We start from the raw sequence: 10,487 nt of genomic DNA, 5'->3' as shown, positions 1-10,487 counted from the left end.
CTTCTACCCACGGAGCCCCGCCATCCAACGCTACGGGTGCTGGAGCCGGGTCTACTGGACCTGGTGGTGGACGGGGGCAGGCGGTTTGGCGGGCACCTGGGCCTGGCCGCGGGGGGGGCTTTAGACGCCCGCTCGGCCCGGGTGGCCAACGCCCTGGTGGGTAACCCTCCCCACGCGCCCCTGCTCGAGCTCACCCTGAAGGGGCCCCTTTTGGAGGTGCTGGCGCCGGTGGTGGTGGCTTTTGCGGGCTATGGTATGGAGCCCCTGCTCAATGGGGAGCCCCTCTCGGCGGGCCAGAGCTTTGCCCTTCGGAAAGGGGATGTGCTGGGCTTCAGGGGCCGGCCGGAAGGGGCCCGGGGCTACCTGGCCCTGGCAGGAGGCCTGGAGAGCCAGCGCTTTTGGGGGAGTGCAGGGGCCGATGTGCGGGGGCTTATCGGCCGGCCCCTACAGGCTGGGGACGTGCTGGGGATAGACCACCCCCGGCCGGTGCGGCCCGGCCGGGGGTGGTCTATGCCGCGGCTGGCCCCAGCGGTGGTGCGCCTGCTGCCGGGGCCCCAGTTCACCCCGGAGGCCCTAGAGGCCCTCTGCTCGGGGCCCTACACCCTGGCCGCGGGTGACCGGATGGGGCTCCGCTTGGAGGGTCCCTGGGTGCCTGGTGGGGAGCTAACCAGCGAGGCCACGCCGTTGGGGGCCATCCAGATGACCCCTCAGGGCCAGCCCATTGTCTTGCTGAACGACCGGGGGCGGATGGGGGGCTATACCAAGCCGGCCCAGGTGCACCCTGCCGATCTTCCCCGGCTGGCCCAGCTCCGCCCTGGGGAGAGGCTGCGCTTTGTCCCGGCAGGGGATACCCGTTTGGGGTATTGCGGCTGGGAATACCCTGTGTAGTTTACAGACATCGCTTAACCTGCCAAAATACACACCAATTACAGGGCACAAAGACCCCTAGTAGGAGGTGGTTGGTGGATACCCAGGTTAGGCGCTACTTTCGCAGCCAGCTTCACGTGAGCGGCCCCCTTTCCCCGGGGCATTTTGAGAGGGAGCTGGCCCGGCGGATTGGTAGTCCTTCACGCCGCAGACCGGTTCTAAACGCTTGGGAAGCGTATCTTTCAGCCCAGGGTGGGGACCTGGAGGCGGTGCGAAGTTTTTACACCGAGCTGCTGCGCCATCCTCGGGAGCGGCTGGAGGGCATGGTCTACGCCATGCACCTTCCCTTTGTTGAGTTCTACGTGCAGACCCTGCCCCAGCACCTGCCCCAGAAGGGACGGGTGCTCGAGGTGGGGGCCTTTACCGGGGGCCTGGTTAAGCTCCTTCAGGAGGCCCGGCCCGAGCTCGAGTGGCACGCCCTGGAAGGGGTCAGCGAGGCGGTGGCGTTGGGCCAGGCCCGCACCGGCCCCGTGGTGAGCTGGCACGAGGGATGGTTCCCCCAGCGGCTGGAACTGCCTCCTATGGACGCGGTTCTGCTCCTTTCCTGCCTGCCCGAAGGCTATCTGGGGGGGATTGGGCCTACCTTGGAGGAAGACCGATACCTGGAGCACTTTTGCTTCGCGGAACGGGTGCGGGGTCTGGAGGGTCTGCTGCGGCCTGGGGGGCTTTTGGTCTATGGCCACGGCCCCTTTTTGGGAAAGAACCCTAGGGCGGTTGTACGGGCCTTGGAGGGCCTGGGGTTTACCGAGGTGGAGCAGGTGGGGGATGGGGACTACACCCTTATCACCGCGCGGATGCCCGAGGCCCTGGCCCAACCGAGGGCGCTGCTCCCAGAGGCCCCCGTCCGGGTCTTGGCTGAGCCACCTCCCCAGGCGCCCCCCGCCAGCCCCCAGGAGGTCTGGGCCCTGCTCGAGGCGGGCGACTACGCCGGGGTGCTGGCCCGGGTGCCCGCGGGGGCCAGCGGTGAGCTGGCCTACCTGCGGGGCCGGGCTTTGCTGGCCCTCTCGCGCTACGCGGAGGCCGAAGAGGCCCTGGCCCGGGCCGGCCGGCCGGAGGCCGAGGACTTGCGGGCGCTGTGCTGGGCTGAGCTGGAGGATTACCAGCGGGCCCTGCCCCGCCTGGAGGCCCTGGCCAGCCGGGGGGGGCGATTTAGGCTGGCCCTGGGCAAGGTGTACCTGGGGTTAGGGCGGCTTTCGGACGCGTTGCGTCAGCTTTACGAGTGCGGCCTGCCCGAGGCCGAGATTTACCTGAAGACCGCCCTCGAGCGCACCGAGGAGCGCGTGCTGCGGCTTTGCCGGGAGGGGGAGTGGAGCGAGGTGAGCCGCCGGGTGGAGTTTGTGGAGGACCTCTCCCCTGAGCTGCTCACCCGTGGGTTGTTGCGCCTGGGGCTTCAGGCCGCCTTGCAGCAGGGGCTTTGGGGCCGGGCCGCCCGCTATGCCCAGCGGCTTTACGTCCTGGGGGAGTCCCACGGGGCGCTGGGGCTGGCGCTGGCGGGCCTGAAGGTGCGGGGGCCCGAGGCCCTAGACAGCGTGCCCCTGGCCGACCTGAAGGAGGTGGAGCCCTACCTGACCGATGCGGTGGCCCGAGCGGAGGACGCTACCGCCCTTCTGGCCTTGGGGATGCTGCGCCACCGGGAGGGGCGGCATGCCGAGGCGGTGCGCTACCTCGAGCGGGCCGCGCGGGCCTCCCGGGGTGAGCCTGCAGGGCTGGCTTACCACCTGCTGGCCCTCTCCAAGCGGGCCCTGGGGTACCCGGTGCTGGAGGTGCTGGGGGATCACAAGCGGGCCCACGCCCACCGGGCCTACCCGGTGACTCAGCTTTTTGAGCTGGCCCAGGAGGCCCTGGAGGCCGGGGAGCCGGTCTTGGCCCGCGAGTTCCTGGGGCGGGTGCGCGAGGCTGGGCTGCAACACTTCAGCGACGTTGAGCCGGTCTTGAGGCTGGTGGAGGCCCTGGAGGGCCCTTGGGAGGCCTTTCGTATGCTGGCCCAAAGCCTGGAGGAAACCCCCGAGCCCCCTTTGGAGCACCTCGAGCGGGCCTACCGGCTGTCCCGCAACTTCTCCCAAAGCCACGAGGCCCAAGCGGTGCGGGGCCAGTACCTGGCGGCCCTCTACAACGCCGGCCAGGCCCTAGGGGCCGAGGGGCTGCTGCTCTCCGAGCTGTCCCGCAACCCGGAGGCCCTGGAGGTGCTTTACGATCTGGCCGAGCACTACGAGCGCACCGGGGCTTACCAGAAGGCCGCCCAGACCTGGCGCAAGGCCCTGGAGATCGCCTACTACTGGGAGAAGGACCTGGCGCTTTCGCGGGAGATTTTGCGGAACCTGCTCTTCTTGAACCCCACCGACCCAGATCTCCAGCTCTATTTGGAGGAGCTCAAGGCCACCTCGAGGGCCCTCTCCCTCCTCGAGGGCACCCCTGACGCCTTGGCCGGGGCTACCCCTGAGGGCCTGATGCGCGAGGGGTTGCCGCGCTTCCATGGGGAATACCTCATCGTGGTGGGGGGGCATACCCAGCTCAGGAGCCGCCTAAGCCCCATCCTGGAGGGGCAGGGCCTCAAGCTGGACTGGTTTGACTCGGACAGCTACGCCGCCGGGCGGGAGGTCATCCGGCGTATCCACAGCCGGCTCGAGCGGGCCCACGGCCTGATGATTATCAGCAGCTATGTGGGCCACGACCTCTCTGAACCGGTGCGCCTTGCGGCAGAGCAGCTAGGGGTGCCGGTCTACATCACCCCAGGGCGGGCCCGGGGGGTGACGGGGTTTTTGCGGGCCTTGGGGGAGTTCGCTCCCCAGATACTTCGCCGGGCCCTCAAAGGCTAGGGGCCAGCTCAGAGAGATAGGCCTCGGCCTGGTGGAGCGCCCCTTCTAGGTCGGGCCGCCCGCCGGGGTAGTACAGCGCCCGGCTGGCGGTGTTGAGCAAGCCAGGACCACGGATGGCCTGGCCCCCCTGGGCCCCTAGCCCGGGCAGAAGGAACAGCGACCAGGGTAGCCGCTCCCGCAGCTCCCATACCTGAGCCGGGTAGGTGGCCCCCACCACCGCCCCTAGGCGGGACCAAGCCCCCACCCGTTGCCGCTCGGCCTCTTGGACCAGGTGGTCGGCCACCGCCTGGTAGAGCCTGCGCCCATCGGCCAGCGGAAGGTCTTGGAAGAGGCTCGAGCCAGGGTTGGAGGTCTTGACCAGGACGAAAACCGCACCCCCAGAGCGGGCCGCTGTCCGAAGAAAGGGCTCCAGGGCGTCGTGGCCCAGGTAGGGGTTCACAGTTAGGGCCGAGCCCGGGTAGGCCTCCAGGTAGGCCCGCGCGTAGGCCTCTGCGGTGGAGCCGATATCCCCCCGCTTGGCGTCCACAATTACCGGGAGCGAGAGCACCCGGGCCCCCACCACCAGCTCGTGCATCAGGCCAAAGCCGGCTGGGCCTAGGGCCTCAAAGAAGGCAGTCTGAAACTTCACCGCGCAGATTTTCCCTGCCAGGGCCTCCATTAGGCCGAGGGTGTAGCGGCGGATGTGCTCCAGGGGCTCCGGGCCGTGCAGCCCAGGCCGGGGGTCAACCCCCAGCACCAGCGGGGGGCGTTGTAGAACCTCCTCCACGAACTCCATCCCAACCAGCCTACCCTGCATCAGCGGGGCTTCAAAGGGGCCCTGAAGGTGCCCTGACCTCGGCTTTGGAGGATGTCTGCGGAGGGGTGTTATGAGAAGAGCTTTGCTGGTTGGACTGGCCCTAACCTTCGGCCTGGCCCAGGCCCCGCGGGTGGAGCTGGTGGGTTTTGCCGTGCTGCCGGCTGATACTTTTTCCGAGGGGCCTCCAAGCGGGGCCTACCGTGAAAACCCGGGCTTCCGCGCGGAACGCCCCCCCTTCCAGGCGCAGCCGGTGCAGGGCTTTAGCGCCGTCCAGTTCGGCCCCCAGCCGGGCAGCTACTGGATGCTTTCGGACAACGGCTTTGGCTCCAAAGCCAACAGCCCCGACTACCTGCTTCGGATCTACCTGGTGACCCCCCAGCCCCGGACCGCCCGGGGGGGTCCGGGAACGGTCCAGGTGAACCACTTCATCCAGCTTCGCGACCCCAACCGGAAGGTGCCCTTCCCCATCCTCAACGAGAACACTCCCGACCGCCTCCTGACTGGCTACGACTTTGACCCTGAGTCCTTCGTCTTGGCCGCCGATGGGACGATCTGGGTGGGGGACGAGTTTGGCCCCTATTTGCTGCACTTTGACAGCGACGGGGTACTTCTGGATCCCCCCTTTGCCACCCCGGACTTTGGCCCCGGCAAGGACCCCGGCAAGGATCAGGTGCGGGCCCCGCAGAACCCCGTGTTGATAATGAGCCCGGTGGGCCCCGGCCAGCCAAGCTTGGCCAACCTGCCCACCTCCCGCGGCTTTGAGGGGATGACCACCAACCCGGGCCGCACCAGGATTTACGCCATGCTGGAGGGAACCGTGGCCGGCGACCCAGCCGGTACCGTGCGGCTTATGGAGTTTGACCCCACCGCGAAACGCTGGGTGGGGCTGGTGGGCCGCTACCGCTTTGACGACCCTGCCCACGCCATTGGCGATACAACCGTGGTCAACGAGAACGAGCTGCTGGTCATTGAGCGCGACAACCGTCAGGGGGCTGAGGCCCGCTTCAAGCGGATTTACAGGATAGACCTGGGCCGGCGCGATGCCGAGGGGGTCTTCGTCAAGGAGCTGGTGGTGGACCTGCTCAACATCGCCGACCCTCGAGGCCTGGCCCCGTCCACGCAGGGGGGTGTGTTCCGTTTCCCGTACTTCACCATTGAGTCGGTGCTGGTGCTGGACGCCCAGACCCTCCTGGTGCTGAACGACAACAACTACCCCGCCACGGGGGGGCGTGGTGCGGAGGTGAAGGACGCCAACGAGTTCATCTGGCTGCGGCTGCCCACCGCCTTGCGCCTGGCCCCGGGGGTGGGCCAGCCCCGCTGGGCCCTCCCTTAGAATGGGGGGATGAAAACCTGCGACTATCTGGTCATTGGCGCGGGGGTTGTGGGGCTTACCATTGCGCTCGAGCTTGCCCGGCGCAACCCCAGCGCCAGGATCGTGGTGCTGGAGAAGGAGAAGGAGCTGGCCCAGCACGGCTCTGGGCGCAACTCCGGGGTGCTGCACGCGGGCTTTTACTACACCGCCGACTCCCTCAAGGCTCGCTTTACCCGCGAGGGCAACGCCCGTTGGAAGCGGTTCGTGGAGGAGCGGGGCCTCCGAATCAACCGCTGCGGCAAGCTGGTGGTGGCCAAAAACGAGCAGGAGGTGGAGGGCCTGCGGGAGCTCAAGCGAAGGGGCGACCTCAACGGGGTGGAGACCTACCTCATCTCTGCCGAGGAGGCCAGGAAGATAGAGCCCCGGGTCAAGACCACTGAGCTGGCCCTTTGGTCCCCCAACACCGCCACCGTAGACCCCCAGGAGTGCATGGCGGCGTTGGCGAAGGAGTGCCGGGAGCGGGGCATTGAAATTCAGCTCAACAGCCCCTACCAGGGGCGGCGCGGCACCGACATCATCACCCCGCAGGAGGTTTACAGCGCGGGCTTTGTGGTCAACGCGGCGGGGCTGCACGCCGACCGGGTGGCCCACGACTTTGGCCTGGGGCTGCGCTACCGCATCCTGCCCTTCAAGGGGCTTTACCTCTATGGTTCCGAACCGCCGGGCTCCTTGAGGACCAACATCTACCCGGTACCGGACCTGCGGAACACCTTCTTGGGGGTCCACTTCACGGTCACGGTGGACGGAAAGGTCAAGATAGGCCCCACCGCCATCCCCGCTTTCTGGCGGGAGAACTACCAGGGGCTTTCCGGCTTTGATGCCCGCGAGGCCCTGTCCATCCTGCGCGACGAGGCCGTTCTGTTCCTCCGCAACGACTTCAACTTCCGGGGGATCGCCCTGGAGGAGATAAAAAAATACTCTCAGGCCTACCTGGTGGCCCAGGCCTCGGCCCTTGCGGAGGGGGTCCGGCGGGAGAACTTCCGCACCTGGGGGCGTCCGGGCATCCGGGCCCAGCTCTTTGATCACCAGGAAAAAAAGCTGGTGATGGATTTCACCCTCGAGGGCAACGCCGAGGGCTTGCACGTGCTCAACGCCATATCCCCCGCCTGGACCGCGGCCATGCCCTTTGCCGAGTACGTGGTGGATCAGATAGAGGCCCTGCACAAAGGCCGGGTGCCTTCGCAGGCCTAAGTTGCCCGGCCCCAAGCCGTTACAATAGACTCCAGACGCAAAAGGAGCTGTTATGTCCCTCCATCCCTTAGCCGGTCAGCCTGCCCCTCCCAGCGCCTTGGTCAACGTTCCGCGGCTGGTCAGCAGCTACTACGCCCTAAGGCCCGACCCGGCCGACCCGGCCCAGCGGGTGGCCTTTGGTACCAGCGGGCACCGGGGCAGCTCTCTCCTGGGGACCTTCAACGAGGCCCACATCCTGGCCATCGCCCAGGCGGTGGCCGAGTACCGCAAGGCCCAAGGCATCACGGGCCCCCTCTTTTTGGGCATGGACACCCACGCCCTCTCCGAGCCGGCCTGGGTGAGCGCGGTGGAGGTGCTCACGGCCAACGGGGTGGAGGTCTGGGTGGCCGAGGGCCGGGGCTACACCCCGACCCCCCTGGTCTCCTACGCCATCCTGGAGCACAACCAGGGGCGCAGCCGGGGGCTGGCCGACGGCATCGTGATTACCCCCAGCCACAACCCGCCCCAGGATGGGGGCTTCAAGTACAACCCCCCCCACGGGGGTCCGGCAGACACCCAGGCGACCCAGGCCATCCAGGAGCGGGCCAACCAGATTTTGGCCGGGGGCCTGGTGGAGGTGCGGCGCTGGCCCCTGGCCAAAGCCCTGCAGGCGGTGCGGGCGTACGACTTCGTGGCCCCCTATGTGCAAGGGCTCGAGGGGATTGTGGACATGGAGGCCATCCGGGCGTCGGGGGTGCGCATCGGGGTAGACCCCTTGGGGGGGGCTTCCCTCGAGGTCTGGCGGCACATCGCCGAGCGGTACGGCCTGGAATTGAGCGTAGTTAACGAGCGCATAGACCCCAGCTTTGCCTTCATGACCCTGGATAAGGACGGCAAGATTCGCATGGACTGCTCCTCGGCCTATGCCATGGCCTCGCTCCTTGGCCTCAAGGACCGCTTTGACTTGGCCATCGGCAACGACCCCGATGCCGACCGGCACGGCATCGTGACCCCCGAGGGGCTGATGAACCCCAACCACTACCTGGCGGTCTGCGTGGACTACCTCTTCCAGCATCGCCCGGCTTGGCGGGCAGAGGCCGCGGTGGGGAAGACCTTGGTCAGCAGCAGCATGATTGACCGGGTGGCCCAGGCCCTGGGTCGGCGGCTGTATGAGGTGCCGGTGGGCTTTAAGTATTTCGTGGAAGGGCTGCACTCGGGGGCCTTGGGCTTTGCCGGGGAGGAGAGCGCTGGGGCCTCCTTCCTGCGGATGGACGGCCGGGTCTGGAGCACCGATAAGGACGGGATTGTCCTGGGCCTTCTGGCTGCCGAGATTCTGGCCAAGACCGGTGCCTCGCCCCACCAGCACTACCGGGCTTTGGAGGCCCGTTTTGGCGCTTCGGCCTACACCCGCATAGATGCCGGGGCCACCCCCGAGCAGAAAAAAGCCCTGGCGAACCTTTCGCCCGAGCTGGTTCGGGCCACCGAGCTGGCCGGGGAGCCCATCCTGGCCAAGCTGACCCGCGCCCCTGGCAACGGCGAGCCCATCGGGGGGTTGAAGGTGGTCACCGAGAACGCCTGGTTCGCCGCCAGGCCTTCGGGCACCGAGGACGTCTACAAGGTTTACGCCGAGAGCTTCAAGGGGCTGGAGCACCTGGAACAGGTGGTACGGGAGGCCCAGGAGGTGGTGGCCGGAGCCTTCCGCGCCGCGGGGGTGGGCTAGGCCTAGCGGATGCCCAGCTGGGCCAGCAGGGCCTCCCGCTGTCGGTAGGATTCCTTGAAGTTCCCCTGGACCGCATAGCCCGAGGCCTTCAGGCCGAGCTGCTCGGCCAGGATGAGCGCCCGGGGCAGGTGGGGCTCGTCGGTGACGATGATGGCGCTCGAGCCGCCCAGCACCGGGGCGATGTTGCTCAGGTTCTCCCAGGTTCGCCGGCTTTGCTGCTCGCAGTGGAGGGCCCTTCGGGGCACCCCTCGGGTCTCCAGGTAGCGGCAGCCCACCTCCCCCTCGCTGTAGCGGTCCCCCGGCCGACGCCCTCCGGTGACCGCGATGCGCGGGGCGTAGCCCTGACGGTAGAGCCGGAGGGCGGCCTCGAGCCGGTTGCGGAAGATGACCGAGGGCTCGCCGTTGTACTGCGCGGCCCCCAGGACCACAATCCAGTCGGCCTTCTTAGGGCTCGAGGCGGCCTTCGGGGTGAAGGCCAGCACCCCTAGGCCCACCGCCAGCACGGCCATCAGCAGGCGCATAAACTCCCCATCTCAAACTACCCCAAGCCCCTGTCCTTGTCGAGGTTGTGAGGCCCACCATCATCTCCTAGGCCTGGGGTGCTATACTTCTCTCAAGTTGAGCCTTTGGACCCCGTCCCCTAAGCGCCTGTGGCCTAGGGGGCGGGTTTGCCTTAATTGGGTGATGGCCTCGTGGAAAAAATCTTTGGACGCACCAACGGTTTAAAGCCCAGCGAGAGGAAGCGCCTGGCCAACCTGTACAACCGCCGTGTGCCCCCCAACCGGCTGCTCACCGCCGAGCTGGCCCGCACCCTGGCGGCCTTGTCGGCGGAGCTGGGGAAGCCCATCGGGCTGCTCATGGACCGGGGTGGGCGGGTGCTCAGGGTGGCGGTGGGGGATGCCCGGGAGCTGCCGGTTCCAGAGTCGGCCCTGGTGGAGACCCGCCTCTCGGGGTACCGGCTGCTGCACACCCACCTGGGCCAGGGTGGGCTTTCGCGGCCCGACCTCTCGGTGCTCTTTTTGCACCGCCTGGACGCCCTAGCGGCCCTGGAGGTAGCCGACGGGCACCCGAGCCGGCTCCACCTGGCCCTGCTCTCGCCGCCCAAGGCCATTGAGGAGGACTGGCAGATTCTGCCCGCGCGGCCCTACCACGAGTACCTGGACTGGGACCTGGGGGCGGCGGTGGCGGCGCTGGAGGAGGAGCTTTCCCGGCAGGCCCGGGGGCTTGACCTGCGGGACGGGGCGGGGGAGCGGGCGGTGCTGGTGGGAATTGACCACGGGGAGGGGGTGCAGGCCGAGGCCGACCTGGCCGAGCTGGTGGAGCTGGCCCGCACCGCGGGGGCGGTGGTGGCCCATAAGGAGCTGGTCTACCGGCCTAGCCTGGACCCCCGCTACGCGGTGGGCCGGGGTAAGGTGGACGAGCTGGTCTCCCACGCCTACCACCAGAACGCCGGCACCCTCATCTTTGGGGTTGAGCTGAGCGCGGCCCAGGCCCGCGAGTTGGAGGCGGTGACCGGGCTTAAGGTCCTGGACCGCACCCAGCTTATCCTGGACATCTTTGCCCAGCACGCCCGCACCCCTGAGGCCAAGGCGCAGGTGGAGCTGGCCCAGCTCAAGTACCTGCTGCCCCGGTTGGTGGGCCAGGGCAAGGCCCTGTCCCGGCTGGGCGGGGGGATTGGCACCCGGG

General features: G+C 68.1%; 8 protein-coding genes. 6 read left to right on the top strand and 2 right to left on the bottom strand.

Going from position 1 to position 10,487, the window contains the following annotated elements; all coding sequences use genetic code 11:
* On the top strand, positions 1-888 hold an 888-nt coding region (locus tag Mlute_RS12055), incomplete at its 5' end, for a 5-oxoprolinase subunit C family protein (protein ID WP_147371080.1).
* A 74-nt stretch (positions 889-962) separates the two neighbouring features.
* Complete coding sequence (locus Mlute_RS12050; protein ID WP_119360876.1) at positions 963-3,743, top strand: tetratricopeptide repeat protein; 2,781 nt, start codon at positions 963-965, stop codon at positions 3,741-3,743.
* On the opposite strand, the gene pyrF is transcribed toward Mlute_RS12050, so the two are convergent.
* Complete coding sequence (gene pyrF / locus Mlute_RS12045) at positions 3,733-4,518, bottom strand: orotidine-5'-phosphate decarboxylase (protein ID WP_119360875.1); 786 nt, start codon at positions 4,516-4,518, stop codon at positions 3,733-3,735. The genes Mlute_RS12050 and pyrF overlap by 11 nt on opposite strands.
* Positions 4,519-4,609: 91 nt before the next feature.
* On the opposite strand from pyrF, the gene Mlute_RS12040 reads away from it, so the two are divergent.
* From Mlute_RS12040 to pgm, 3 genes are read left to right on the top strand one after another with little or no spacing between them, the layout of a single operon-like run.
* Positions 4,610-5,872 carry an esterase-like activity of phytase family protein gene (locus Mlute_RS12040; protein ID WP_119360874.1) on the top strand — a complete coding sequence of 421 codons (1,263 nt, stop codon included), beginning with the start codon at positions 4,610-4,612 and terminating at the stop codon, positions 5,870-5,872.
* Between the two features lie 9 nt (positions 5,873-5,881).
* Positions 5,882-7,102: an L-2-hydroxyglutarate oxidase gene (lhgO, locus tag Mlute_RS12035; protein WP_119360873.1), complete on the top strand. Its 1,221-nt coding sequence runs from the start codon at positions 5,882-5,884 to the stop codon at positions 7,100-7,102.
* A gap of 52 nt (positions 7,103-7,154) precedes the next feature.
* Positions 7,155-8,801 (top strand): phosphoglucomutase (alpha-D-glucose-1,6-bisphosphate-dependent), encoded by a 1,647-nt coding sequence (gene pgm / locus Mlute_RS12030; RefSeq protein WP_119360872.1) that lies wholly within the window; start codon positions 7,155-7,157, stop codon positions 8,799-8,801.
* 2 nt (positions 8,802-8,803) lie between these two features.
* Here the strand turns inward: pgm and Mlute_RS12025 are convergent, their stop codons facing one another.
* Positions 8,804-9,322 (bottom strand): YdcF family protein, encoded by a 519-nt coding sequence (locus tag Mlute_RS12025; RefSeq protein WP_119360871.1) that lies wholly within the window; start codon positions 9,320-9,322, stop codon positions 8,804-8,806.
* A gap of 171 nt (positions 9,323-9,493) precedes the next feature.
* On the opposite strand from Mlute_RS12025, the gene Mlute_RS12020 reads away from it, so the two are divergent.
* Positions 9,494-10,487: HflX-like GTP-binding protein (locus Mlute_RS12020; protein ID WP_456237813.1), on the top strand; the 994-nt coding region annotated here is incomplete at its 3' end.

The sequence above is a fragment of the Meiothermus luteus genome (assembly GCF_003574085.1).
GTDB classification, from domain to species: Bacteria; Deinococcota; Deinococci; order Deinococcales; family Thermaceae; genus Meiothermus; species Meiothermus luteus.
The sequence above is the reverse complement of the archived record's forward strand: the minus strand, read 5'-3'. Positions and strand labels throughout refer to the sequence as shown.

Coding starts and splice junctions, on each gene's coding strand:
- pyrF (WP_119360875.1), bottom strand. CDS start 4,518: ATGGAGTTCGTGGAGGAGGTTCTACAACGCCCCCCGCTGGTGCTGGGG.
- Mlute_RS12040 (WP_119360874.1), top strand. CDS start 4,610: ATGAGAAGAGCTTTGCTGGTTGGACTGGCCCTAACCTTCGGCCTGGCC.
- lhgO (WP_119360873.1), top strand. CDS start 5,882: ATGAAAACCTGCGACTATCTGGTCATTGGCGCGGGGGTTGTGGGGCTT.
- pgm (WP_119360872.1), top strand. CDS start 7,155: ATGTCCCTCCATCCCTTAGCCGGTCAGCCTGCCCCTCCCAGCGCCTTG.
- Mlute_RS12025 (WP_119360871.1), bottom strand. CDS start 9,322: ATGCGCCTGCTGATGGCCGTGCTGGCGGTGGGCCTAGGGGTGCTGGCC.